The following is a 23,743-nucleotide window of genomic DNA, read 5'->3' on the forward strand; positions in this document are numbered from 1 at the left end:
ATGAACGTCGGCAGGGCGGCGAACCGCCGTTGGATGGCCATGCCATCATGAGCAAATATGAAAAATGCGTCATTTTGGAATGATGTTGACCGTCACCTGATCCGCTACGGCGCGACGTTCACCCCGAAGGTCATCGAACGGGCGGCGGGGTCGTACGTCTACGACGACGCCGGGACGGCGATCCTCGACTTCACCTCGGGTCAGATGAGCTCGATCCTCGGGCACTCCCACCCCGACGTGGTCGCGGCGGTCTCACGGTCGATCTCCTCGCTGGATCACCTGTACAGCGGCATGCTGAGCCCGCCCGTCGTCGACCTGGCCGGCCGGCTCGCGTCGACGCTTCCCGAAGGCCTGAGCAAGACCCTGCTGCTGAGCACCGGCGCGGAGGCCAACGAGGCCGCGATCAAGATGGCCAAGCTCTACACGGGCGGGTACGAGATCGTCTCCTTCGACCGGTCGTGGCACGGCATGACCTCGGGTGCCTCCTCCGCCACCTTCTCCGCCGGTCGCCGGGGATACGGCCCGCCCATGCCGGGCAACCTCACGCTCCCCACGCCGAACGCGTACCGATCCCCCTTCCGTCACGCGGACGGGTCGTACGACTGGGAGGCAGAGCTCGAGTACGGGTTCGCCCTCGTCGACCAGCAGTCGTCGGGAAGCCTGGCCGCGTGCCTGGTCGAGCCGATCCTGTCCTCCGGCGGGATCATCGAGCTCCCGGCCGGATATCTGCGGCGGCTGAAGGAGATGTGCGCAGAACGCGGGATGCTGCTGATCGCGGACGAGGCCCAGACCGGACTCGGACGCACCGGCGAGATGTACGCCTTCGAACGCGACGGCGTCGTCCCGGATCTCCTGACGCTCTCCAAGACCTTGGGGGCGGGCCTGCCGGTGGCGGTCGTCGTCACGTCGGCGCGGATCGAGGAGGTCTGTCACGAACGCGGGTTCCTGTTCTTCACGACCCACGTCTCGGACCCGCTCGCGGCGACCGTCGCGCTGACCGTGCTCGACGTCATCGAACGCGACGGCCTCGTGGCGCGGGCAGCGGTCCTGGGCAAGCAGCTCAACGAGCGGTTGCTGGACCTGCGTGACCGCTTCGAGGTGGTCGGCGACGTCCGCGGCCGCGGGCTTCTGCAGGGCCTGGAACTGGTGACGGACCGGCCGAGCAAAACCCCGGCGGAGGCGCTCGGAAAAGTCGTGACCACGGCGTGCCTGGAGCGCGGGCTGCACGTCAACATCGTCCAGCTTCCGGGGATGGGGGGAATCTTCCGGCTCGCACCACCGCTCACGATCAGCGACTCGGAACTGCACGCCGGACTGGACATCCTCCAGGCGGCCCTGAAAGCGGTCGTCTCAGGAAACGGCGGGTGACCACAGATCACGACATATCTGGATAGGCGCTGATTCGCCGATGTGCCAGGGCTCACCGGAGACGACCGTGCCCGACGAGCACGACGGGCGCGTTCCCCACCCCAGGGGGTGGATAACGTGGCGCCCATGAGTCGGGGGCATCATGGATGAGGTGAGGGCCGAGGATAGCGCGCCGGTGGATGCCGTGCTCTCGGGCGACGATCGGGCGTTCACCGAGCTTGTCGAGCGTCATCGGCGGGAACTGCGGGTGCACTGCTATCGGATGCTCGGCTCCTTCGAGGAGTCGGAGGATCTGGTGCAGGAGACGTTTCTGCGGGCGTGGCGCGGACGCGGGACCTTCCACGGCCGTTCCACCGTCCGCGCGTGGCTCTACCGGATCGCGACGAACGCGTGCCTGGACTTCCTCGACCGGAACCCCCGCCGTCCGCGACCTCGGGACGCGGGATCGGCACGGCCGCCGCAGCCGGGCTCGCCGCCGTCCGAGGTCCGATGGTTGCAGCCCTACCCGGATGAGCTGCTGGAGCCGGTCGCGTCCGACGGCATGGAACCGGACGCGGCCGCGGTCGGCAAGGAGACCGTCGAGCTGGCGTTCCTCGCCGCCATCCAGCATCTGCCGCCCAGGCAGCGGGCCGCGCTGATCCTGCGCGACGTGCTCGGCTGGTCCGCGAAAGAGACCGCCGCGCAGCTTGAGATGAGTGTCGACTCGGTCAAGAGCGCCCTGAAACGAGCACGATCGACCCTGAGGACCCACCTTCCGGAGCGACGTCTCGAATGGGCGCCGTCGACGGCTCCGACCGCTCAGGAACGAGAACTGCTGCGACGCTTCATGGACGCCCACGACAAGGCCGACCCCGCCGCCCTGGCGAAGCTGCTGAGCGAGGACGCGCGGATGACGATGCCTCCGCTCCCGTTCTGGTTCTCCGGTCGCGACGCGATCGAGTCCTTCGCCGCACACGCCTTCGGCCCGGATTCACCGCTGTATCGAGGACGGTGGCGCAGCATCCCCACGCGGGCGAACCGGCAGCCGGCTGTGGCGGGCTACATCCGGCTGCCGGGTGAGTCCGTCTACCGGGCTCAGGCGCTCAATGTGCTGAGGATCGCGAACGGTGAGATCTCCGAGATCACCGTCTTCGAACCGCACCTGCTGGCCGCGTTCGGACTGCCGCCGACGCTGCCCCCGACGCCACCTCCGGGCGGCGCGCCCTCGGACGGTGACCCCTTTTGGGAGCCTCACCCGTCTTAACGGTGGACGACCTCGATGAGCGGGGTCGACCACCGTTGGGGAGCACACTCGATGACGATCGACGAAGACGTGACGCGTTTTTCGGAGGGACCGTCCGGCATGACCACCTACGTGTTGATACCCGGCGCCGCGGCCGACTCGTGGTACTGGCACCTGACGGCCGCCGAACTGCGTGCGCGCGGTCATGACGTGGTCACGCCCGACCTTCCCTGCGACGATGATTCGGCCGGGTTCTCCGAGTACGCCGACGCGGTGGTCGATGCCGTCGGCGACCGTACCGACCTCGTCGTGGTCGCCCACTCCTTCGGTGGATTCACCGCGCCGCTGGTGTGTGAGCGGATACCGGTCGAACTGCTGGTGCTGGTCTCGGCCATGATCCCGGTGCCGGGCGAGCCGCCGGGTGACTGGTGGGGCAGCACCGGCTGGGAGCAGGCAAGGCGAGAGCAGGACGAACAGGACGGCCGGGCACCGGACGACGAGATCGCCTTGTTCCTTCACGACGTCCCGCCCGATCTGGCCGCGGAGGCCCTGAGAAGGAGGCGCGACCAGTCGGCCACCCCCTTCGACGCCCCGTGGCCGCTCGCCGCCTGGCCGGCGGTGCGGACGGTGTTCCTCCTGTGTCGTGACGACCGCTATCTGCCCGCCGATTTCATGCGCCGCGTCGTCAAGGAGCGCCTCGGCCTGGTCCCCGACGAGATCGACGGGGGCCACAACGTCGCGCTCAGCCGCCCCGCGGAACTCGCCGACCGGCTTGCGGCCCATCGCCGAACGTGAGCCGTGCCGGTGTCACCGTGACACCGGCACGGTAGCGAAGGCCACGGCGTCCGATCACGCGGCCGGCGCCCGCCCGGGGCAGGTCGCCTTCCCCCGAATCCGGAAAGGGACAGGCTCTCAGCGGCGGACCGCGGTGAACAGGGCGTAGCTGATCTGCGGGATCTGCCCGAAGCGCCGGTATATCTCCCCGCAGACGGCGAGCTGCTCGGCGATCTCGCCCCCGAGTCGCATCACGGAGGCCGGGAGGAGGTCGTCCACAAGCCGGAAAGACCTGCCGACGTTTACCCCTATGTCATGGAATATCTCGATCTTCAACCCGGCCCGGTCCATCTCCTCGTAGAACTCCTCGATGGTGGGCACGAAGTGCACGTGGAAGCCGCGGGAGAGGTCCTCCATGGCCTCGGCGGCGTCGCCGGTGAGAGAGTCGAGCAGATACCACTCCCCTACCACGAACCGCCCGCCGGGACGCAGCACCCGGGCGATCTCGCCGAGGGCCGCCGCCGGGTTCTCCATGTGGAGAAGCGACTCGATGGCGTACGCGGCGTCGAAGGAGGCGTCGTCGAAGGGGAGCCACATCGCGTCGGCGAGCTGGAAGTCCGCCCGCCCCTGCCCCTGACCCGCCTCGGGGCGGGCCTCGGCCAGGTGCACCTGGTACTCGCTCAGGGTGACCCCGGTGACGTGCACGTCGCGCGCGGTGGCGATGCGTACGGCGGGCCTGCCGGTGCCGGACCCCACGTCCAGGACGCGCTCCCCGGGAACGACCTCCAGGCGCTCGGCCACCAGGTCGGTGAGGTGATCCGTCGCCTGGGCGGCGGGCGCCTCGTCGTGCTCGTCCATCCAGTAACCGACGTGCAGATTGCCGCCGAACGCGTCGGCGCGGGAGTCGGTGAGCGGGTCGCGCGTCTCGCCGGTCACCTCGGGCGAGAATTTTTCCTGACGGGTCAATGGCCAACCTGTCTCTCGGGGACGGTCTGCGTGAAACTCCGTACCGGGAAGGCTCCACGAAAGACGCGCCTGCCCGGGAACATGCCGCCGGGTGAGACCGCACGGTCACCCGCGACATTTCCTGGAAATCCAGGACTAACGTGCACCGTGCGATGTTCTCGGCTCCACCGCACTTCACTTCGTGCGGTCGCCAGATTACTCAGGCCGCACTTGGGCGGGCGCCGGGCCGCCACCGCCTTTTCGGTAAACCTTCGGCCAGGAGACACCTACCTCGCGCGGACACCGAGGAGACTCCCTTCGACGCCCCTCGCACCGGGAAGCCCACCCCTCCCACCCGGCCGGTTCTTCCCGCGACACCGGCCACCGTCCCCGGCCGGCCGGCTCTCCCCGGGACTCCGGCGTCGGGCTCAACCGGCCTTGCCGTCCGTTCCCGCCGCCTCCAGGAGCACCAGTGCCAGCCTGTCGGCGGCGTCGACGCGGCCGAGGGCTCCGGCGGCCCCGGCCATCGCGGCACGGGCCCCGGGGTCGCACAGCAGGGCGTCGAGCTCGGCCAGGAGGTGGTCGGCGGTGGGACCGTCCTCCAGGAGAGCACGAGCGGCGCCCGCCTCGGCGAGGTAGCGGGCGTTCTGGCGCTGCTCGTCGGCGGCCGAGGGCACCAGGGGGATGAGAACGGACGGCTTGCCCACCGCGGTCAGCTCGGCGACCGTGCCCGCCCCGCTGCGGGAGACCACGACATCGGCCGCGGCGAACACGTCGGCCAGCTCGGCGCCGACGTAGGGCACCGGACGGTAGCGGTCGCGCAACCCCACGGGAAGCCCCGCGGCGGTCCGGGTGAGCTGCGCGATCCAGCCGGGGCCGCACTGGTGGATCACCTGCGCGCGGGCGAGCAGGTCGGGCAGGATCGCCTCGACCATGGTGTTGATCTGGCGGCTCCCCTGGGCGCCGCCGGTCACGTAGACCAGGGGCAGGTCGGAGGAGAGCCCGAAGTGGCGCCGTCCCGCGTCGACGTTGCCACGCAGCAGGTGCGGACGGACCGGGTTGCCGGTGACGACGGCCCGGTCGCGTACCCCCGCGGGCAGGTGCTCGATCGAGGAGGGATGGGTCAGCGCGATCCGCCGCGCGAAACGCGACAGGATGCGGTTGGCCAGGCCGAGGGAGGTGATCTGCTCGTGCATGACCAACGGCCGGCCCAGCACCCGCGAGGCGACTCCCAGCGGCACGCACACGTACCCGCCGGTCGACAGCACCACGTCGGGGCGATGGCGGGCGGCGATGCCGAACGCCTGGAACACGCCGACCGGGATCCGGAACATGTCCGCGAGGTTGGTCGCCAGCTCTCGCGGGTTGGGCGAGCGCCTGAGCTTCCCCGCCGTGATGGCGCGGAACGGGATGCCGTGCTCCGCCGCGACGCGGGACTCCAGGCCGGCCTCCGTACCGACCCAGAGCACGTCCAGGTCGAGCCCTCGCGCGGCGGCGTGGTCGCGCAGGGCCTCGACGGTGGTCAGCGCGGGGTAGGTGTGACCACCGGTCCCGCCTCCGGTGACGAGCAACCGCAGGGTCCGGCGATTTCCGGCCTCCATATGTGTATCCATCCTTCCGATGTCACGATGTTCCGTGCCCGCCCCTGCCCGGTACCCTCTCAGGTCCGTGCTCGATCCGCGCCCGGTCCACGTTCAGGGCCGCGCCGGGCCGGAGTGCTCAGGGGCCCCGGGCACGGTACCCGAGGTCCCCGCGAAGATCCACTTTGCCCTTCGTCACCGCACGGTCGCGCCCCGTGGTTTCCGACACGCCCGTCATCCGGGAGCGTCGCCCGAACGGCCATCAGAATTCGTGGTGATGAGTACGGTATGTGACATGGATCTGACGGGTGAGCATTTCTCCGGGGCGTCGGAGCGTCTCGGTGACGCGTTGAAGGTGCTCCGGCAACAGGCCGGGGCCGGCGCGGAGGCACTGAACTATTTCGGCGACCTCACGGAGGAGTTGCACCCGATCGGATCCTGGTTACGTCGACCGGCCCAGGCCGGAGAGTGGCCGCACCACATCATGCCTCCCGTCTACGGTCTGCTGTTCGCGCAGGCGTGGTCGCTGGCGTTTCCCGGCGAGACGCCCTCGGTCTTCCCCGACGGGGCGGAGCGCACGGAGTCGGGGTGGATCGTGCACCGGGCCACGATCTGGTTCGGCGACACGTACGTTCCCGGCGGGCTCGACGTGAAGGCTCCGCTGATCGTGATCGGCGGGCTGGCGGTGGAAGGGCTTCTCGACGACGGCGACGCCTCGGAGAGCTACCTCGCGGTCACCGGCGACCTGCGTGCCCGCGCGATCCACAGCGCGGCCGACCACCTGGTGCTCGGCACGGTCGCGGCGGGAGTGATCTTCTGCTCGGGCAACGACGGGGTCCTCGTCGTGGGCGGGGACATCGTGACGGACCTGTTCGTTCCCGCCGAGCACGCGTACGAGCACTACGGCCTGCTGCGGGCCGGAGTCATCGGTGCCGGTGACCGTGCCGACATCGTGGCCGAACGGCTCGCGCCGTGGCTGCCCTCGGGGTACGTCCGTCTCGGCGGGTACGGCGCGCCGGTGGACGGATGGCGTGTGCTGCAGGAGGCGGCCGCCGGGCGCTCACCGGTGCTCGCCCAGCCCCGGCCGGTGATACTCCCGCCCCCGGCGCTCCTTCTTTCGGCCCTGGCCGCGCCCACCGGGGTGGAGGAGCTCGACCTGTCGGGCAGCCGTCTGCACCGCATCCCCGAGGACATCTCGGCCCTCACCTCTCTGACTCGGCTGGACCTGGAGCACACACCGCTGACCGGCCTGGACGGCATCGAAGGCCTCCGCACCCTGGAACACCTGTCGATCAGGAACACGCCCGTGCGGTCGCTCGCCCCGCTTCAGGCGCTGAAGGACCTCCGCCACCTGGACGTCTCCTACTGCGACGACGTCCAGGACTGGGGTGTGCTCCTCGACCTGCCCACGCTCGGCACCCTTGTCGCGCACGGCTGCGCCCTCCCCTCCCACGTACGCGCCCAGCTCGTCACCAGGCTCGGAGAGCGGATCATCGGGCAGGGGCCGGGCCCGATCGGCTGACCGGCGCCCAGCCCGGGAGCGGAGCCGTGCGCGGACGCACCGGCGGCCGCCACCGGCTCGCGGCGTGCGGCGGGACGGGCGAATCCGCCCCGGGGAACAGCGGGAAGCGTCCCGTCGATTGAATTTCCCCGTGGGGAATGGGGATCCAGGTCTTGCATGACAGGCTCCGTCCACCTAACGTCACGTGTCACGTTAGGAAACTTTCCTAATAAAGAGCCACGATCTGCCCCTGTCCCCCCACGCAAGGAGCGATGATGCGGCGCACCACCCCAGCCCTGGTGCTGACCGGGCTACTGACGTTACTGTTCACCCTGATCGTCCCCTCCGTCGCCCACGCGGACACCGCGACGTTCACCAAGGCGCAGGATTGGGGCAGCGGCTACAGCGGCCAGTACACGGTCAAGAACACCGGAACCGCCACACTGAACGGCTGGACGGTCTCCTTCGACCTCCCGTCGGGCACGAGTCTCGGAACATACTGGGACTCCCTGATGACCAGCAGCGGCAGCCGGTACACCTTCAAGAACCGGGAGTACAACGGCACCCTCGCCCCTGGGGCGAGCACCACCTTCGGCTTCATCGCCTCCGGTTCCGGCTCGCCGGTCAACTGCACACTCAACGGCGCCCCCTGCGGCGGCGGGCAGAACCCCGGTGACACCACGCCGCCGAGCGTGCCGTCATCCCTTCGCAGCACCGGCACGACCTCCTCCTCCATCAGCCTGGCCTGGAACGCCTCGACCGACAACAGCGGCACGGTCAAGGACTACCGGGTCTACGAGGGCTCCGCCGTGGTCGCCACCGTGACCGGCACGACCGCCACGATCTCCGGACTGGCGGCCTCGACGACCCACACCTACACCGTCACCGCCCGCGACGCCGCGAACAACGAGTCGGCGAAGAGCGCGTCCGTCACGGCGACGACCCAGGCGGGCGGCGATGGCGGCACGCCGGTCGCGGCCAACGGGCAACTGCGCGTCTGCGGCACCAAACTGTGCAACAAGAACGGCAAGCAGATCCAACTGCGCGGCATGAGCACCCACGGCCTGCAGTGGTACCGCCAGTGCGTCACCACCGGCTCGCTGACCGCGCTGGCGACCGACTGGAAGGCCGACGTCGTCCGCCTGTCCACGTACGTGCAGGAGGACGGCTACGAGACGAACCCGCGGGCGTTCACCGACCTCGCGCACACGCTCATCGAGCAGGTCAGCGCGCAGGGCATGTACGTCATCGTGGACTGGCACATCCTCACTCCCGGAGACCCCAACTACAACCTCGCCCGAGCCAGGACCTTCTTCACCGAGATCGCCCAGCGACACGCCGCCAAGCCGAACGTCATCTACGAGGTCGCCAACGAGCCGAACGGCGTGAGCTGGGGCACCATCAAGAGCTACGCCGAGCAGATCATCCCGGTGATCCGGGCGCAGGACCCCGACGGGATCGTCCTGGTCGGCACCCGCGCCTGGTCGTCGCTCGGGGTGTCCGAGGGCGCCTCGGAGACCGAGGTGACGGGCAACCCGGTCAACGCCACGAACATCATGTACACCTTCCACTTCTACGCGGCCTCGCACGGCACCGAGTACCTCAACACGCTCTCCCGCGCGGCCGACCGCATCCCCATGTTCGTCACCGAGTTCGGCACGCAGAACTACGCCGGGGAGGACGCCAACGACTTCACCATGTCCCAGCGCTATCTCGACCTCATGGCGAGCAAGAAGATCAGCTGGGTGAACTGGAACTTCTCCGACGACCACCGCTCCGGCGCGGTCTTCAAGACCGGTACGTGCAACGCCGGAGGCCCCTGGACCGGCACCGCCCCCTTGAAGGAGGCCGGCGTCTGGATCCGTGACCGGATCCGCACCGCCGACGACTTCTGACCGGACAGGACCAGGAGGAACCCGCGGGAACCCAGATGATCGGAGGGGGTCGGCACCTGAGCCGACCCCCTCGCCCGAAGCATTCCGGATGAGGTAACCGTCAGGGCGGATCGGAAGCCCGACGCCGGAGAACACCGGCCCCGACCACGAAACAACGGGATATCGGTTTTCCGTCGGCGAGGGTTTCCTGCCAGCATTGGGAGATGCTGAGGATCGGGCAGGTGGTGCTGGGCGTCACCGACACGGACCGCGCCGTCGGGTTCCGGACGCGGGCGCTGGGCTACGTGCCCCGCGAAGGCCAGGCCTCATCGACCTCGGTCACGGCTGAGTGACGAAAACCGCGTTCGTCCATCACCGGGGGGACTTCCTTCATGCACGCCATGCAGTACGAGATCGGGCTGCCCGCCGACTACGACATGGGGATCATCCGTGAGCGGGTGGCGACCAGAGGGCACGCACTCGACGGTTACGCCGGGCTGGGGCTCAAGGCGTACCTGGTCAGGGAGCGGGGCGTCGACGGTTCCACGGTCAACCAGTACTCGCCCTTCTACCTGTGGAGTTCCCTCACCGGCATGAACGGCTTCCTGTGGGGCGGAGGCGGTTTCCAGAACATCGTGCGAGACTTCGGCAGGCCCGTGATCCGGCACTGGATCGGCGCCGGTTACGAGCGGGGGCCTTCGTCGGAGACCGTCCCCCGCGCGGCCTCGCGCCGCACCGACCCGATCCCCGCCGACACGGACCCCGCCACCGCGGTCGAACGGGCACTGGCCGAGTTGCGCCGACACTCCGGCATGGCGGGCGTGCACTCCGCGGCCCTCGCCGTCGATCCCCGGCACTGGGAACTGGTGCGCTTCACGCTGTGGGAGCACGAGGTCGCCGCCGACGAGGAAGAGACCGCCTATCGAGTGCTGCACCTCTCGACGCCACACCTGGGCGACATCGCGACGGGCCGCCACTGGTAGGCGGGGGTGAGCGCCTACGCGACCCCCGCGGGTGAGCGGTCGGTGGCGATGCGCAGGGCGAGTCCGCCGAGCACGGCGCCCATCAGGTAGCGCTGCACGCGCATCCAGGTGGGCCGCCCGCCGAGGAAGCTCGCGACCGAGCCCGCGGTCAGCACGATCAGCGCGTTGACCGAGAGGGCGACGACGATCTGGGTGGCTCCCAGCAGCAGGCTCTGCGTGCCGACGTCACCGCGTGCGGGATCGACGAACTGCGGCAGCAGGGACACGTACAGGATGGCGATCTTGGGGTTGAGCAGGTTGGTGACCAGCCCCATGGAGAACAGTCGTCGCGGCGGGTCGGCGGGAAGGGCGCCGGGCGCGAAGACCGGCCGGGCGCCGGGCCGGATCGTCCTCCAGGCCAGCCACAGCAGGTACGCGGCGCCCGCGAGCTTGATCCCGGCGTAGAGGGCGGGCACCATCGCGAAGATCGCGGCGATCCCGGCCACCGCCGCGAGCAGGTAGACCAGGAAGCCCGCCGCGACACCCGCCAGCGAGATCATTCCGGCCAGACGCCCCTGCGTCACCGACCGCGACACCAGATAGATCATGTTGGGGCCGGGGGTGAGCACCAGGCCGAGGGCGACCGCGGCGATGCCCGCGAGGGCGCTGACAGAGATCATGACCACATCATCGGCCACCTTCCCCGTCAAAAGAATGGCCAATTCCCGTGATTGGCATTAAAAGGGCGCCGCAGGCTCACTCTTGGGTCTTCCCCGACAACCCGCTGATCGATCCAGAGCTGGTCGACACAGGGACCCGTCTGACGCCGCTCAGCGCCAGGCGCCGGCGCGGGCGTTCGGGTGCGCGCGGGTGGTGTTCAACGACGGGCTGCGCGCCCGCACCGACGCCCACCGGGCGGGCCTGCCCCGGCCGCCCGTACCCTGAACGCCGCGCGAGGCCGCCATGACCGGCTCCGGCCACGCGAAGAGCGATGCCCCGGACCCCGGCCTCGCGGAAACGCCCTCGCTCCTGTCGCACGGAAACCCACACACCCGGACCTCCGCCTTGCGGAAGTGACGTCTCCCACTCCAACCGTCACGGGAACGACGGGCTCAGGCTTCGAGGAGACGGATGTCGCGGGAGGTCGCCTCGGGGGCGACGAAGTCGAGCATGCGCGCCCCCTCCACCTCCAGATCCGCCCGCTCCCGCTCGCTCACCGGTGCGAAGAGCTCGACCTCCATGATCGCCTCGCCCCGTTTTCGCGTCACCTTCCACATGCCCCGTACGAAACCGTCGACCAGCACCGTCGCCTTGATGATGCCGTTGACGGTGAAGATCCGCCCGCGGTACTCCTCCTCCGCGATCCGGGTCCTGGTCCGCTGGGCGAACGACAGCAGCGTGTTGTCGAACTCCGACAGGTAACGCACCAGGGCGGGAGTCCCGGGGTCCGGGCGCGAGGCCTCCGGCAGGTCGAACACCTCCGCGCCGTCCTCGGTCGTGAAGGTCCGCAGGCCCATTCCCCGGACGATCTCCCCCAGCCGGGTCATGCCCGACCACTGCTGGACGTCCATCACCGTGGCGGGACCGTAGGCGGCGAGGTAACGGCGGATCGCCTCCTCCGCGGAGACGCGGCTGGGCCGCTCGTCCTGGGAACGGCCCAGCCACGCCTCGGCGGTGGTGTGGGCGGCCTGCCCGCCCACCCCCCAGATCCCCCTCGGCGGGACCTGGACCAGAGCCAGTGTGTTGCGCACCCCGGCGACCAGGTCGGAGGCGGGAGCCTCCGGCCACCGCTCCCGCAGGAGCGCGCCGAGTTCGCGGAAGGTGAGGGGGCGCTCCTCCACCAGCTTCCGCCCCGCGGCGGCGAGCTCGTCCAGGTCCACCTCCGCCAGGCTCCTGCCGTGCGCGGGACCGCGCAGGCCCCGCGCCAACATGGGGCCGAGCAGCGGGCGCAACGCCAGGCAGTCGTCGGCGGTGACCAGGTGGATGGTGGAGCGCATCAGCGACAGCCGCACCACCAGGCGCTCGTTGATCAGCCGGGCGAGATCGTCGTGGGCGAACCCCGACAGGCGGGTCCACAATCCGATGTAGGGAGGATTCGGCGCCTGGGCCTGCATGCCGTACAGATGCCGGACCGCCTCCAGTGCGGACAGCTCCGCACGGGCCAGCAGCAGCTGCCGCTCCAGCGTGGCCCGGTTGAGCGCGCGCCGACTGAGCACCTCGGGCATGCGTGTCCTCTCGTGACGCGTCACGATGTCGCGGCCCCGGGGCCCGACGACCCGTGATGTCCGTTCGCGGATCCGCGCCAGGATATCGCCGGCATCCGACAAAACATCCCGGGTGATCAGAGGGTCGGTGGCACCCACACGTACGGCGTCGTCGTCGTGATCGCCTCCAGGCCCAGCCTGGCGAGGATCGGGCCGCTGTCGCCGGAGGCGTCCACCTGCACCAGACGGAAGCCCCGCGCCACCGCCAGCTCCGCCCGGTACGACACCATCGCCCGGTAAACGCCCCTGCCCCGCCACTCCTTCAGGGTCGAACCGCCCCAGAGCGAGGCGAAGTCGGTGCCCTCGTGAAAGCGCGCCCACGCCGCGCACACCACCTGTCCGTCCGCCTCGGCGATCACCACCGCGCACGGATCCCCGGGCCCGGCGAGGTCGCGCTCCAGCATGCCGGGCAGCCAGCCGTGGTCCGCGTCCCAGACCGTCTCCTCCAGCTCGCGGATGCGCTCCAGGTCGTCCCGCCCCGTCACCTCGCGCAGCCGTATCCCCGCGGGCGCCGCCTTGGTGTCGGCCAGCTCACCGGCCTCGCCGACGAACACCGTCTCCCGTTCCCCCGGCTCGAACCCGGCCGCCGCGAGCCGCTCGGGCAGGTCCGCGGGCAGGTCGTAGCCGTGGTACTTCCACTCGACCTCGCGTCCGACCCGGGTGAAGAAGTCCCGCTGCCTCGCGATGAAGGCGTCCAGTTCGGCGCCCGCCAGACCACCCAGGTCCCGATATGTCAGGAAACCCTGGCCGTGACCGTTCGACACGGTCCTCAGCAGCGGCCCGATCCGCTCGGCAGTGCGACCCGGCATCGGCCTGGCCCGCAGCTGCTCGTCGTACGCCCTGAGATAGGCGGAAGCCCGTGATGAAATGTTCATTGCGAACAGCCAACCACACACTCATCGCCCTCGACATGCCCATGGGCCTGGACACGGTCTGCGGGTTCCTGTTTCATCCCGGCTCCTTTACAGCGTAGATTCCGACAGGCGGCCGCTAGGATCCGCATGGTGAGCGTGCCAGCCGTCCCCGCCTCGCCCGGCCCGTCCATCGAGCCCGCGCGAGATCCCTATCGGGTGTATCTCGACTCCCTGACCAGCGCGGAGTCCCGCCGCACCATGCGCGGCTGCCTCGACAGGCTCGCCGCGCTCGTCTCCGGCGACGAGGTCTCCTCGGGCGCCGGTCAGCCCTGGCACCTGCTGCGCTACGAGCACACCGTGCGCATCCGCGCCCTGATGACCGAGCGCGGCTGGTCTCCGTCGTACGTCAACAAGCACCTGGTCGCGCTGCGCAGGGTGCTGCGCGAGGCCTGGCGGCTCGGCCTGATGACCGCCGAGGAATACCAGCGCGCCGCCGACCTGCCGACCGTCGAGCACACCCGCCTGCCCGCGGGCCGGCACGTGCCGCCCGAGGTGGTGGGCGCCGCGCTCGCCGCGTGCGACCGCGACGACTCACCGGCGGGGGTCCGCGACGCCGCCCTGCTCGCGGCGCTCTACTCCACCGGTTGCCGCCGCGCCGAGATCGCCGGGCTCGCGCTCACCGACTACGACCCCGGATCGCGCTCGCTGCGGGTGCGCGGCAAGCGCGACAAGGAGCGACTGGTCTACCTGACCACGGAGGCCCTCGCCAGGATGGAACGCTGGCTCGCGGTGCGAGGCCGCCCCGCCGGCGCCCTGTTCTGCCCCATCAGCAGGCTCGGGCGACTGCGGATCAGGAACGGCGGGCCCGCCCCCATGACGGGGCAGGCCGTCGCCGACATCCTGGCCAGGCGCCTGGCCGAGGCGGGGGCCTCAGCGCGCACCCCGCACGACTTCCGGCGCACCTTCATCGGCGAGTTGCTCGACGCCGGGGTGGACCTGGCCACCGCGCAGGCTCTCGTCGGCCACTCCTCCCCCGCCACCACCGCGCGCTACGACCGCCGCCCGGAACGGCGTCGCCGCGAGGCCGTCGACAGGATCACCCTTCCCGCGCCCAAGCCTCTCTGACCACCGGCGAAGGTCCGCCTCCGGAGAATGGTCCCCCTCGTCCGGCCCTCGGCCACGGCCCGGGCGAAAGCCGGTCCGCACCGGTTCTCGCCCGGTCGAAGGCCCGTCGAAGACCGATCCGCGTCCGTCCGGGGGCCGGCACGGCCACCGCCGACACCCCCTCTCACGGCACCGTGGCCGAGATCTGATCCCGACACGTTTCACCGGGCGCGCCGTAACTGTCGGTGGCGACCCCTACTATGAGCCACCTCAAGGAGGGATAGCCGCTCATGGTGGACGCACTGCGGGTTTCGCTGCTGGTCACGACCGATCTGCCGCCCGATACCGACCTGAAGGAGTTCGGGCGCCTGCTGGCTGATTCCGTGCTCACGCTCCAGCGGGACGAGGCGACATATCCCGCGCTCCTGCGTGGCGGGGTGTTCTGGCTGGACCGGCCGCTGCCGCCGTCCGACGACGGGCTCCCCCACGCGGCGGCCGAGGAGTTGCGGTTCGCGGCGCTGCTGGGCCATCTGTCGGTGGCGCGCCCACCGGGTTCGGCGAGGGAGACGGTCGCCGACGCGGGCCGGGCGATCACCGCGGCCGTCGCCGCCCGGTACGGCGACCTGGGCAGCCCGCCCGCCGTGATGGCGATCCGCAGCGAGGACGTGCGTGAGCGGACCCCCCGTTCGGCCATCCTCGTGGGATCGGAGACGGCCGTGGCTCCCTTGCCCGAGGCGGTGCCGTCCCTGAGCGCCCCCGCCTGAGCGGAGTGCCCGGCAGGCCGTCAGGCCGGGGAAGTATCACCCCGCTCAGGAAGAGCCTCGAGGAGCTTTGACCTGCGGATCTTCGGGGCCCGCGGCAGCGTGGGACACGCCGGTGGCCTCAAAGCGGAATAACCAGCGGCAGACGTCGGTTAGAGTGATCGTGCCGATGTGGTTTGTGTCCCCCGGGCCGCAAATTACCGCCTTCACGGAATACCGTTCGGCTGGAGCCGTGTTGTGCCTCTCGCCGAGGAGGCGACCGCCACATCGGCACCAAACGTCACGCCCCGCGGGCCCCTCCGGCCCGCGGGGCGTTTCTTTTCCCCCCTGCTCCCTTCGCGCCTGGTGAGCGGTTTCGTCGGACTCGTCACGGAAAGGCACGACGGTGTTGGAGGAGGGCTACAAACCTGTGAGCTCCGCTTGTGTGGGTGCGTACAACCGTTGGCCGTCGGGCCACCGCCTAGTGTTGGGTAACCCGTCCCATGAGGAGAGCCCGTGCTCTATCGCCTGACCAAGATCGTCAGCGCTCCGATGCTGCACCTGCTCTGGCCGACCACGGTCACCGGACACGAGCACGTCCCCGTCTCGGGTCCGGCCATCATGGCCTCCAACCATCTGTCGATCCTCGACTCGACCTTCCTGCCGCTGGTGCTCAAGCGCCAGGTGCGCTTCGTCGCCAAGGCCGAGTACTTCACCGGCAATCCCGTCACCGCCATGTGGATGCGCGCCACCGGCCAGATCAGCATCGACCGGCAGAGCCCCACCTCGGCCCAGGACATGCTGGACGCGGCGGCGGAGGTGCTCAGGAAGGGTGAGCTGTTCGGCATCTATCCGGAGGGCACCCGCTCCCCCGACGGACGCCTCTACCGGGGCAAGGTCGGCGTCGCCTGGCTGGCCCTGGCCACCGGCGCGCCGGTGGTCCCGGTGGCGATGGAGGGCACCGGGGAGGTTCTGCCGATCGGAGCGGCCAGACCCAGGCTGGGCCGGGTGAAAGTACACATCGGCAAGCCGATGACCTTCAGCGGCTCGGAGACGAGCGCGCGTGACCGGCGCAGGGTGACCGACGAGATCATGTTCGCGATCCAGGAGCTTTCCGGCCAAGAGTACGCGGCAAGCTACGCACCCAGCCGTTCACAGACCAAATGATCTTTTATGGGCATATGTCGCGTTAACGCACGCTAGGCTGCGGCCCTTGGGCGAAAAGATCTGGGGGGATCAGGTGGCACGGGGCAGAACGATCGCGATCACGTCGGCAGCCGTCGTCCTGGTGGCGGGGGCCGCAGGGGGCGGCGCCTGGTGGTACCTGCACACCAGAGGAACCCCCCAGGAGACCGCGGAGCGGTTCGTCGGCGCCTGGCAGCGCGGCGACCTGGCGGGCATGCGCGCCGAGCTGGGAGCGCCGGACCCGGCGTTCCCAGCGGCGTACGAGAACATGCGCAAGGCCCTGGCGGTGCAGAGCACCGCGGTGCGGCTCAACGGGGTACGCGAGACCGGGGACGGCACGGGACAGGCCGCATACACCGCTACCCTGAAGCTCAAGAACATCGGCGAGTGGAGCTACTCCGGCAGCGTCGACCTAGCGGTCGTCGACCGGCACTGGCGGGTCAAGTGGTCGCCCAAGGCCGTCCACCCCGACCTGACCGCGAACACCGCCTTCGCGCTGAAGACGAAGTGGCCGGAACGGGCCGCGATCACCTCGGCGAACGGCGGCCGCATCGACGGCTCCGACTCAGGCGGCTCGGTGCAGCAGATCGTCGGCTACCTGGAGAAGGCCACCGCGAAGAGCGTCGCGAAGCTGGGCGTGCCCTACAAGGTTGGCGACGCGGTCGGCGCGAGCGGACTGCAGCACACCTTCCAGAAGCGCCTGGCCGGCACCCCGGACACCGAGATCGAACTCGTCGGCCCGGACAAGAAGACGGTCAAGACGCTCGACACGATCAAGGGCGAGGCCGGCAAGGATCTGGAGACCAGCCTGGACACGCGGGTCCAGCGGGCCGCCGTCGAAGCGGTCCGCGACCTGAAGAAGACCGCCGCGCTGGTCGCGATCAGACCCTCCTCCGGCGAGATCCTCGCGGTGGTGAACAACGTGGGCGGCTTCAACCGTGCCCTGGACGGCAACTACCCTCCCGGCTCGACGTTCAAGGCGGTCACCACCGTGGGACTACTGGCCGAGGGAATGAGCCCTCGCGATCGGGTCACCTGCCCCAAGGACGTCACGGTCGGCGGTCTGCCGATCCGCAACTCCAACCACGCCGCCTACGGTTCGGTGTCGCTGTCCGACTCCTTCGCCTACTCCTGCAACACCACCATCGCCCCGCTGGCCAAGGAGCGGCTGAACGCCGACAAGCTGCTGAGCACCGCGGAGCTGTTCGGTTTCAACAAGCCGCTCAACATCGGCGTCGCGGCCGCCAAGGGCAGCTTTCCCAAGGCCGAGAGTGACGCCGAACTGGCCGCGGAGTCGTTCGGCCAGGGCCGGATCACCGCCAGCCCGCTGATGATGGCCTCGGTCGCCGCCGCGCTCGCCGACGGCACCTGGCGTCCACCGACCCTGGTCCCCTCGCTCAAGCAGGAAGTGCAGCCGCAGGCCCTTCCCGAGGAGGTCATGCCGAGCATCCAGCAGATGATGTCCGCGGTCGTGACCAAGGGCACCGCCAAGGACGCGGGCCTGCCCCGGGGCACCCGGGGAAAGACCGGGACCGCCGAGTACGGCGAGCAGGGCGACCTGAAGACGCATGCCTGGTTCATGGGTTTCCGCGGCGAGGTCGCCTTCGCGGTGATCGTCGAGGAGGGCTCGGGCGGCGGCGCGGTCGCCGCCCCGGTGGCCGCCGACTTCCTGCGCGCTCTCGGCTGATCTCGCGCGAGCCGTCCGTTGCCGGACCTCCGGCCGCACCCCGCCCGGCAGCGCCGCCGATCCGGCCGTTCGCGCCTACCCGCCGGAGCCGTACTCCGCCTTCGCGAACCCGCCGCTTGAGCACACGCCGCGACCGGCCGCCGACCGGGCCTGCGCGCCGCCCGCCGTCTTCACTCCGAACGCCCGGAGTGCTCCGAGCGTTCGGGCGATCGCGACATCGACCGGCGGACGAAGGTGGCGGCCCCCATCACAACGGGAGCGCCGCGACCGCCTCGTGACGTAGCACCATGATGAGGAGCGTGGCGATCAGTGTCGCGATCAGCAGCCAGCTGAACATGATGATCACCGTCGAGCGGCGGAGACGCCAGGAAGACCGCCTCCGCCCTTTCCTCGCGCCACGCCTGCGGCCGCCGCCCTCCTTGCGCTGGACGCGCTCGTTGAACGACTCCAGCCGCGCGGCGAGTCGTGGATCCTCGTCGATGAGGTGCCGCTCGATCTGCAGCAGCATGCGCTCCTCGTCTTGTGACCAGGCCATGCATCACCTCCCCGGAACGCAAGCCGTGTGCGGACGTTCTGCCCAATCGTGAAGATCATTATCCTTTCCGAGAGCCTCGATTTACCCGTTCTTTTCGTGGACGCAATCTGAGCACGCGATCATGCCCTCTCACGGGGGCGATACGGCGCCCGCAGAGGTGTCGGGCGATTCCCAGCCTTCTCCGCGATCTCGACATTCCACCGCCCTGACCTTCTCCTTCGCGCCACCCGGCAGGTCGCTTGACGCCGCGTCCACGTCCCCGGCGGCGAGGATGGTGCGCCGGTGAGCGAGAGCGCTTGGCCGGGCCTCCCACCGACCTCGCGAGAAGGGTGGCGATCTTCGCGCCGGTGACGTCCCAGCCTCCTGCGGCGACTCACCACAGGAGGCGGGGACGTCACCGGCACGGTCCGTACCGGATCGTCACGCGGTGCGGGGACATCACCGGCACGGCCCGCGCCGAGCCCGGTTCAGTCGAGCGGGGCCGTCACCGTTCCCGCGCCGACCGTCTTGCCGCCCTCGCGGATCGCGAAGCCGAGACCGGCCTCCAGCGCCACCGGCCTGCCGAGCTCCACGGTCACCTCGACCGTCTCACCGGGCAGCGCGAGGCCGGTGTCCCCCAGGTCCATCCGGCCCGGTACGTCGGTCGTCCGCAGGTAGAACTGCGGCCGGTAACCCGTCGCGACGGCGCCGCTGCGCCCGCCCTCCTGCCCGGTCAGGAGGTAGACGCGGGCGGTGAAGGCGCGGTGGGCGCTCTGGGAGCCGGGTGCGGCCAGCACCTGACCGCGCCGTACCTGCTCGCGCCGGACCCCGCGCAGCAGAAGCGCGGCGTTGTCACCGGCCTCGCCCCGCTCCATGGTCTTGCCGAAGGTCTCGACCCCGGTGACGACGGCGGTGAAACCCTCACCGAGCCCGACGGCCTGGACGCTGTCGCCGACCTTGACCGTGCCGCGCTCGATCGCCCCGGTGACGACCGTGCCCCGCCCGGTGACGGTGAGCACGTTCTCCACCGGGAGCAGGAACGGGGCGTCGGTGTAGCGGACCGGCACCGGGACGTGGTCGTCGACCGCCTGGAGCAGCGCCTCGACCGACGCCGTCCACTCCGGGTCTCCTTCCAGCGCCCGCAGCCCGGAGACCCTGACGACGGGCACGTCCAGGTAGCCGTGCTCGGCGAGCAGCTCCCGCAGCTCCAGCTCGACGAGGTCGGCCAGCTCCGGGTCGGCCCCGTCGGACTTGTTGAGCGCGACCACGACGTGCTCGACGCCCACCCGCCGCGCGAGCAGCACGTGCTCGCGGGTCTGCGGCATGATTCCGTCCAGCGCGGACACCACCAGGATCGCCCCGTCGAGCTGCGCCGCTCCCGTGATCATGTTCTTCACGTAGTCGGCGTGGCCCGGCATGTCCACGTGCGCGTAGTGCCGCGTGGCCGTCTCGTACTCGACGTGGGAGATGTTGATCGTGATGCCCCGCGTCGCCTCCTCGGGAGCACGGTCGATCCGGTCGAACGGCACGTACCTCGCGCCGCCCCGCTCGCTGAGCACCTTGGTGATGGCCGCGGTGAGCGTGGTCTTGCCGTGGTCGACGTGTCCCATCGTGCCGATGTTGAGGTGCGGCTTGTTCCGCACGTAGGCCTGCTTGGCCATGACTGTTCTTTCCCTCGATGCTCGCCTGTGGTGGCGACCCGTGCTCGGCCGACCCCTCCCCGCCGGGTCACCCGGGACTCACGGGAAGGGGTCAGCGCTCCGCGCCGTCGAGCCGCGGTGCGGCGGACATCGGGGCACGCTCCGGCGCGCCCGCGGTGGCGGGCGTCGCGAGGGTGGCGTGCCGGAACATGCGTTCATGGTCGGGTACGGCCGGATGGGACCGCAACCGGATTTCCGGCCCGGTGCGCGGCGAGCGGGCACGGCGGCCGGCGCCGCTTCCGGCGGCCGGAGCACAGGACTTCGACATACGACCCGGCATCCGGCGGGTCCCATCACGACATCCGGACACGCTCCGCGCCCAACAGGACACGGAGCGTGGATGATTGGTGCCGGTAAAGGGTATTAAACCGCCTTGAATGCCTAATCGAAGGCATCGTCCATCAAGCACAACGGGGGAACGATGACGGACGCCAAGGAAGCCAAGGATTCCAGGAACAAGGCCGCGAAGAGCTCGGGGAAGAGCAAGAAGGCCGCGATCAAGGCGACACGAGCGGCGAAGGAGGCGAGGAAACACTCCGGGCAGCCCGAGGTCAGGGTGCCGGAGGCGGAACCCGCCCACCCGGGTGGGCGGTCGGTCCAGTAGCCGGGGGCGTGAGACCGTGATCGGGTGTCGGGGTGGAACCCCCGACACCCGATCACGGTTTGGCGCGATGTCCGCCGACGGTCCGCGGACGATTCTCGCCCATGAGCGACGATTCCATCCCGTCGCGGGAGTCACCTCTTCCACCGGCGCCAAAACCTCCGGCCCGGTGGCGACACCTCATCGGCAGACGGCTTTCCCGATGACTTCCGGTGACTCAAGACGACGTCAGGAGACGAAGATGTCCGCGCAGAAGCCCGCACAACCGCTTGACCACGCCTTCACCGCACCCATCGAGAAGGACGGAGCCTTCGCCACCTTCGTGACCGTGCCGGACTCCGCCCAACTCCTCGGCACGAGGCGGGCTGTGAAGGTCGGCGGGACGATCGACGGCCACCCGTTCACCGCCACCCTCATGCCGTCGGGCGACGGCCCGCACTGGCTTCCCATCAGGGCCGCGCTGTGCAAGCTCATCGGCAAGGACCAGGCCGGCGCCGAGGTGACGTTCCACCTCGACCGGCGGTTCAGCTGACCCCCGGGCGGAGCGGCGGACCTGTGCCGCCCTGAGAGAGGCGCCCGAGTCCTGGTCGCGAGTCCGGGCCGGCCTCCCGTGACGCGCCGACGGATCGGCCGATGCCACGGTGCCGACGGGCGTGCGTCGTCCCGGCGGGGGGACCGGCTCCTCGGCCTGCTCCGGGCTCAGGGCAGTGACGCGGGCAGTCCGAAGGCGACGAAGTGGCCGGGGTCGACGAACGAGGTGATGTCGGCGATCCGATCGCCGCGCAGGGTGAACACGTTGATCGACCAGGCGAGGTGCGCGGCGGCGCCCTCGTCCCAGAGGTAGCAGCCCACTCCCGGCTGGCCGTTCGCGCCGACCGGGAGGTGCCGCCAGCTTCCGCACGTCGTCAGCGGGACCCGCACGGCGAAGTCGGTGACCGCCTCCAGACCGCGGTACCAGTGCGCCATCGGCGGCATCGACCAGGTGACGTCCTCGGTCAGCAGCGCGACCAGGGCGTCGGTGTCGCCGCGTTCCAGCGCGGAGGAGTAGTCGGCGACGATCTCCCGTACGCGGGCGTCTCCGATCTTCCGCAACGTCGGCTGCTGCGTGCGGGGGAAGACCTTGTCCGCGACGACCCTGCGCGCTCGCGCCAGGGCGCTGTTCACCGACGTGGTGGTGGTGTCCATCGTGAGGGCGATCTCCGCGGCGGAGAAGCCGAGAACCTCGAACAGCAGCAGTGCCGCCCGCTGGTTGCCCGGCAGGTGCTGCAGGGCCGCGACGAAGGCGAGTTCGACGGCTTCGCGCTGCTCGTAGCGTGTGTCCGGGCCCACGGGGGCGTCGGTGAGACCGGCGTCGGGATAGGGGCTCAGCCAGGCGACGTCGGTCAGCGGGGGGTCGCCGAGCACGGCGCGGTCGCTGGAGGGGCCGAGGTCGACGGGCAGTGCCCGCCTGCCCCGGGCGCCGACGATGTCCAGGCAGGTGCGGGTGGCCACGGTGTAGAGCCACGAGCGCAGCGAGCTTCGGCCCTCGAAGCGAGCGAGTCCCCGCCAGGCCCGCAGCAGGGCGTCCTGCAGGGCGTCGTCGGCGTCGTGGGTGGAGCCGAGCATGCGGTAGCAGTGGGCGTGCAGTTCGCGGCGCAACGGCTCCACGAGACGGGTGAACGCCGCGTCGTCCCCGGCACGCGCCCGGACCAGGTCGGTGTCCCCGTCTGTGTCCCCGTCTGTGTCCCCGTCGCGAGCCGGATCGCTGCCCCCGTCGCGGCCCGGGGCGAGGTCCTCGTCCCGGGCACGCGTCCGCGCCGGATCGGCCTCCCCGGCACCCTCCACCGTCATGTCCGCGAACCGCGAAGAAATTTCCCTCACGAGCGACGATTCTGCCCCACGCTCGTAGTCTTCACTTCGACCGAGCACCACAGCACCGTTCCAGACTGTTCCAGGAGGTCGCGATGAGCCGCACCACCGTCACCACCGGGTCCCTCAAGGTCCCCGGCGCCACACTCCACTACGAGGTGCGGGGGCAGGGCCCTCTCGTGGCGCTCGTCGGCGCCCCGATGCACGCCGATCACTTCGCGCCGCTGGCCGGCCTGCTCGCCACCGACCACACCGTGCTCACCACCGACCCGCGGGGCGTCAACCGAAGCTCCCTCGACACCCCCGGCCATGACTCGACCCCGCAACTGCGCGCCGACGACCTCTCCCTGCTCCTCGCCCACCTCGACGCCGGCCCTGCCGCGGTCTTCGGCTCCAGCGGCGGCGCCGTCACCGCGCTGGCACTCGCCGTCGCCCATCCCGAGCGGGTGCGTACCGTGATCGCGCACGAGCCCCCGCTGAACCGTCTGCTCGACAACCCCGACGAGCGCGACGCGGCGGTCGAGGACATCATCGCCACCTACGTCTCCGGCGACGTCGCGGGTGCCTGGACCAAGTTCATGATCAATGCGAACATCCCGCTGCCCGACTTCGAGGAGTCCGCCGACGGCACCGCGGAGGCTCCGGCCGAGCCCGATCCGCAGCAGGCGGCGGACGAGCGCTTCTGGTTCCTGCACGAGATGCGCGGAACCACCCGCTGGCAGCCCGACATCGCCGCACTGCGGGCCGGGTCGCCCCGCATCGTGGTCGGCATCGGGAAGGAGTCGGCAGGCCAGCTCTGCGACCACGCGTCGACCGCGCTCGCCTCCGCGCTCGGCACGGAGCCGACGTACTTCCCCGGTGGCCACATCGCCTTCCTCGACGACCCCGAGGGATTCGTCCCCCGGCTGCGCGAGGTCCTGCGGGGCGACTGAACGACGATCGAACGACGACGGCCGTGAGCACGCGTGGCCACGTACATCGCATGCGACGGATCCCACCGACGGGGGCGGGATCCGTCAC

The 23,743-nt window shown here is 70.3% G+C and carries 23 protein-coding genes and 1 pseudogene; 16 read left to right on the plus strand and 8 right to left on the minus strand.

Annotated features, from left to right (window positions below):
* The first annotated feature begins 57 nt into the window (after positions 1 to 57).
* From ACFY3V_RS19980 to ACFY3V_RS19990, 3 genes are all read left to right on the plus strand, one after another.
* Entirely contained in the window at positions 58 to 1,368 is a 1,311-nt protein-coding gene (locus ACFY3V_RS19980) for an aspartate aminotransferase family protein (protein ID WP_362901351.1), read from the plus strand.
* A 151-nt stretch (positions 1,369 to 1,519) separates the two neighbouring features.
* Complete coding sequence (locus ACFY3V_RS19985; protein WP_389775164.1) at positions 1,520 to 2,611, plus strand: RNA polymerase subunit sigma-70; 1,092 nt, start codon at positions 1,520 to 1,522, stop codon at positions 2,609 to 2,611.
* 51 nt (positions 2,612 to 2,662) lie between these two features.
* Entirely contained in the window at positions 2,663 to 3,385 is a 723-nt protein-coding gene (locus ACFY3V_RS19990) for an alpha/beta hydrolase (RefSeq protein WP_362901347.1), read from the plus strand.
* A 117-nt stretch (positions 3,386 to 3,502) separates the two neighbouring features.
* Here the strand turns inward: ACFY3V_RS19990 and ACFY3V_RS19995 are convergent, their stop codons facing one another.
* Together ACFY3V_RS19995 and ACFY3V_RS20000 are read right to left on the minus strand one after the other, a co-directional pair.
* Positions 3,503 to 4,300, minus strand: a complete 798-nt coding sequence (locus ACFY3V_RS19995) for a methyltransferase domain-containing protein (RefSeq protein ID WP_362901345.1) — start codon at positions 4,298 to 4,300, stop codon at positions 3,503 to 3,505.
* A gap of 437 nt (positions 4,301 to 4,737) precedes the next feature.
* Positions 4,738 to 5,910, minus strand: a complete 1,173-nt coding sequence (locus tag ACFY3V_RS20000; RefSeq protein WP_362901343.1) for a UDP-N-acetylglucosamine--N-acetylmuramyl-(pentapeptide) pyrophosphoryl-undecaprenol N-acetylglucosamine transferase — start codon at positions 5,908 to 5,910, stop codon at positions 4,738 to 4,740.
* A 274-nt stretch (positions 5,911 to 6,184) separates the two neighbouring features.
* Here ACFY3V_RS20000 and ACFY3V_RS20005 point away from each other — a divergent pair, with 274 nt between their 5' ends.
* The 5 genes and pseudogenes from ACFY3V_RS20005 to ACFY3V_RS20025 all read left to right on the plus strand — a co-directional run bounded on the left by ACFY3V_RS20005 (position 6,185) and on the right by ACFY3V_RS20025 (position 10,247).
* The gene (locus ACFY3V_RS20005; protein ID WP_389775169.1) at positions 6,185 to 7,411 is read left to right on the plus strand and encodes a leucine-rich repeat domain-containing protein; all 1,227 of its coding nucleotides are present in this window, start codon (positions 6,185 to 6,187) and stop codon (positions 7,409 to 7,411) included.
* Positions 7,412 to 7,665: 254 nt separating this feature from the next.
* Positions 7,666 to 8,031: pseudogene (locus tag ACFY3V_RS20010) on the plus strand (cellulose binding domain-containing protein); the annotation flags it as partial.
* A gap of 51 nt (positions 8,032 to 8,082) precedes the next feature.
* Positions 8,083 to 9,285: a cellulase family glycosylhydrolase gene (locus tag ACFY3V_RS20015; protein ID WP_389775303.1), complete on the plus strand. Its 1,203-nt coding sequence runs from the start codon at positions 8,083 to 8,085 to the stop codon at positions 9,283 to 9,285.
* A gap of 203 nt (positions 9,286 to 9,488) precedes the next feature.
* Positions 9,489 to 9,617, plus strand: coding sequence for a hypothetical protein (locus ACFY3V_RS20020; RefSeq protein ID WP_362901341.1), 129 nt, complete (start codon positions 9,489 to 9,491; stop codon positions 9,615 to 9,617).
* A gap of 39 nt (positions 9,618 to 9,656) precedes the next feature.
* Positions 9,657 to 10,247 carry a DUF4865 family protein gene (locus tag ACFY3V_RS20025; RefSeq protein WP_389775173.1) on the plus strand — a complete coding sequence of 197 codons (591 nt, stop codon included), beginning with the start codon at positions 9,657 to 9,659 and terminating at the stop codon, positions 10,245 to 10,247.
* A gap of 14 nt (positions 10,248 to 10,261) precedes the next feature.
* Here ACFY3V_RS20025 and ACFY3V_RS20030 read toward each other — a convergent pair whose 3' ends face one another.
* Positions 10,262 to 10,906, minus strand: a complete 645-nt coding sequence (locus tag ACFY3V_RS20030; protein WP_362901337.1) for a LysE family translocator — start codon at positions 10,904 to 10,906, stop codon at positions 10,262 to 10,264.
* 190 nt (positions 10,907 to 11,096) lie between these two features.
* On the opposite strand from ACFY3V_RS20030, the gene ACFY3V_RS20035 reads away from it, so the two are divergent.
* On the plus strand, positions 11,097 to 11,171 hold the full coding sequence (locus tag ACFY3V_RS20035; RefSeq protein ID WP_362901514.1) for a hypothetical protein: 75 nt from the start codon (positions 11,097 to 11,099) through the stop codon (positions 11,169 to 11,171).
* 167 nt (positions 11,172 to 11,338) lie between these two features.
* On the opposite strand, the gene ACFY3V_RS20040 is transcribed toward ACFY3V_RS20035, so the two are convergent.
* Both ACFY3V_RS20040 and ACFY3V_RS20045 read right to left on the minus strand, forming a co-directional pair.
* A complete protein-coding gene (locus ACFY3V_RS20040; protein WP_389775176.1) occupies positions 11,339 to 12,451 on the minus strand; it encodes a winged helix DNA-binding domain-containing protein in 1,113 nt (370 codons plus the stop codon).
* 116 nt (positions 12,452 to 12,567) lie between these two features.
* Positions 12,568 to 13,365, minus strand: a complete 798-nt coding sequence (locus tag ACFY3V_RS20045; protein WP_362901333.1) for a GNAT family N-acetyltransferase — start codon at positions 13,363 to 13,365, stop codon at positions 12,568 to 12,570.
* Between the two features lie 126 nt (positions 13,366 to 13,491).
* Between ACFY3V_RS20045 and ACFY3V_RS20050 the strand changes: the two genes are divergently transcribed.
* From ACFY3V_RS20050 to ACFY3V_RS20065, 4 genes are all read left to right on the plus strand, one after another.
* Positions 13,492 to 14,469: a tyrosine-type recombinase/integrase gene (locus ACFY3V_RS20050; RefSeq protein WP_389775180.1), complete on the plus strand. Its 978-nt coding sequence runs from the start codon at positions 13,492 to 13,494 to the stop codon at positions 14,467 to 14,469.
* A 269-nt stretch (positions 14,470 to 14,738) separates the two neighbouring features.
* Entirely contained in the window at positions 14,739 to 15,212 is a 474-nt protein-coding gene (locus tag ACFY3V_RS20055; RefSeq protein WP_350947214.1) for a hypothetical protein, read from the plus strand.
* 492 nt (positions 15,213 to 15,704) lie between these two features.
* On the plus strand, positions 15,705 to 16,355 hold the full coding sequence (locus ACFY3V_RS20060) for a lysophospholipid acyltransferase family protein (protein WP_362901329.1): 651 nt from the start codon (positions 15,705 to 15,707) through the stop codon (positions 16,353 to 16,355).
* A 46-nt stretch (positions 16,356 to 16,401) separates the two neighbouring features.
* Entirely contained in the window at positions 16,402 to 18,060 is a 1,659-nt protein-coding gene (locus ACFY3V_RS20065; protein ID WP_389775184.1) for a penicillin-binding transpeptidase domain-containing protein, read from the plus strand.
* Between the two features lie 247 nt (positions 18,061 to 18,307).
* On the opposite strand, the gene ACFY3V_RS20070 is transcribed toward ACFY3V_RS20065, so the two are convergent.
* Both ACFY3V_RS20070 and tuf read right to left on the minus strand, forming a co-directional pair.
* Positions 18,308 to 18,595 carry a DUF3040 domain-containing protein gene (locus tag ACFY3V_RS20070; RefSeq protein ID WP_350947211.1) on the minus strand — a complete coding sequence of 96 codons (288 nt, stop codon included), beginning with the start codon at positions 18,593 to 18,595 and terminating at the stop codon, positions 18,308 to 18,310.
* A 467-nt stretch (positions 18,596 to 19,062) separates the two neighbouring features.
* Positions 19,063 to 20,235: an elongation factor Tu gene (gene tuf, locus ACFY3V_RS20075; protein ID WP_362901324.1), complete on the minus strand. Its 1,173-nt coding sequence runs from the start codon at positions 20,233 to 20,235 to the stop codon at positions 19,063 to 19,065.
* A 460-nt stretch (positions 20,236 to 20,695) separates the two neighbouring features.
* On the opposite strand from tuf, the gene ACFY3V_RS20080 reads away from it, so the two are divergent.
* Together ACFY3V_RS20080 and ACFY3V_RS20085 are read left to right on the plus strand one after the other, a co-directional pair.
* Positions 20,696 to 20,878, plus strand: coding sequence for a hypothetical protein (locus ACFY3V_RS20080; RefSeq protein ID WP_362901322.1), 183 nt, complete (start codon positions 20,696 to 20,698; stop codon positions 20,876 to 20,878).
* A 238-nt stretch (positions 20,879 to 21,116) separates the two neighbouring features.
* Positions 21,117 to 21,407 (plus strand): DUF1905 domain-containing protein, encoded by a 291-nt coding sequence (locus tag ACFY3V_RS20085; protein WP_350947208.1) that lies wholly within the window; start codon positions 21,117 to 21,119, stop codon positions 21,405 to 21,407.
* Positions 21,408 to 21,574: 167 nt separating this feature from the next.
* Here ACFY3V_RS20085 and ACFY3V_RS20090 read toward each other — a convergent pair whose 3' ends face one another.
* A complete protein-coding gene (locus ACFY3V_RS20090; RefSeq protein ID WP_389775189.1) occupies positions 21,575 to 22,735 on the minus strand; it encodes a sigma-70 family RNA polymerase sigma factor in 1,161 nt (386 codons plus the stop codon).
* Between the two features lie 83 nt (positions 22,736 to 22,818).
* On the opposite strand from ACFY3V_RS20090, the gene ACFY3V_RS20095 reads away from it, so the two are divergent.
* Entirely contained in the window at positions 22,819 to 23,655 is an 837-nt protein-coding gene (locus ACFY3V_RS20095) for an alpha/beta fold hydrolase (protein ID WP_389775192.1), read from the plus strand.
* Positions 23,656 to 23,743 lie beyond the last annotated feature (88 nt).

This window comes from Streptosporangium sp. NPDC000095 (genome assembly GCF_042899335.1).
Taxonomy (GTDB): Bacteria; Actinomycetota; Actinomycetes; order Streptosporangiales; family Streptosporangiaceae; genus Streptosporangium.

Coding starts and splice junctions, on each gene's coding strand:
- ACFY3V_RS20085 (WP_350947208.1), top strand. CDS start 21,117: ATGTCCGCGCAGAAGCCCGCACAACCGCTTGACCACGCCTTCACCGCA.
- ACFY3V_RS20050 (WP_389775180.1), top strand. CDS start 13,492: ATGGTGAGCGTGCCAGCCGTCCCCGCCTCGCCCGGCCCGTCCATCGAG.
- ACFY3V_RS20000 (WP_362901343.1), bottom strand. CDS start 5,910: ATGGAGGCCGGAAATCGCCGGACCCTGCGGTTGCTCGTCACCGGAGGC.
- ACFY3V_RS20005 (WP_389775169.1), top strand. CDS start 6,185: ATGGATCTGACGGGTGAGCATTTCTCCGGGGCGTCGGAGCGTCTCGGT.
- ACFY3V_RS20045 (WP_362901333.1), bottom strand. CDS start 13,365: ATGAACATTTCATCACGGGCTTCCGCCTATCTCAGGGCGTACGACGAG.
- ACFY3V_RS20095 (WP_389775192.1), top strand. CDS start 22,819: ATGAGCCGCACCACCGTCACCACCGGGTCCCTCAAGGTCCCCGGCGCC.
- ACFY3V_RS20030 (WP_362901337.1), bottom strand. CDS start 10,906: ATGATCTCTGTCAGCGCCCTCGCGGGCATCGCCGCGGTCGCCCTCGGC.
- ACFY3V_RS19990 (WP_362901347.1), top strand. CDS start 2,663: ATGACGATCGACGAAGACGTGACGCGTTTTTCGGAGGGACCGTCCGGC.
- ACFY3V_RS20020 (WP_362901341.1), top strand. CDS start 9,489: ATGCTGAGGATCGGGCAGGTGGTGCTGGGCGTCACCGACACGGACCGC.
- ACFY3V_RS19980 (WP_362901351.1), top strand. CDS start 58: ATGAAAAATGCGTCATTTTGGAATGATGTTGACCGTCACCTGATCCGC.
- tuf (WP_362901324.1), bottom strand. CDS start 20,235: ATGGCCAAGCAGGCCTACGTGCGGAACAAGCCGCACCTCAACATCGGC.
- ACFY3V_RS20040 (WP_389775176.1), bottom strand. CDS start 12,451: ATGCCCGAGGTGCTCAGTCGGCGCGCGCTCAACCGGGCCACGCTGGAG.
- ACFY3V_RS20055 (WP_350947214.1), top strand. CDS start 14,739: ATGGTGGACGCACTGCGGGTTTCGCTGCTGGTCACGACCGATCTGCCG.
- ACFY3V_RS20070 (WP_350947211.1), bottom strand. CDS start 18,595: ATGGCCTGGTCACAAGACGAGGAGCGCATGCTGCTGCAGATCGAGCGG.
- ACFY3V_RS20080 (WP_362901322.1), top strand. CDS start 20,696: ATGACGGACGCCAAGGAAGCCAAGGATTCCAGGAACAAGGCCGCGAAG.
- ACFY3V_RS20025 (WP_389775173.1), top strand. CDS start 9,657: ATGCACGCCATGCAGTACGAGATCGGGCTGCCCGCCGACTACGACATG.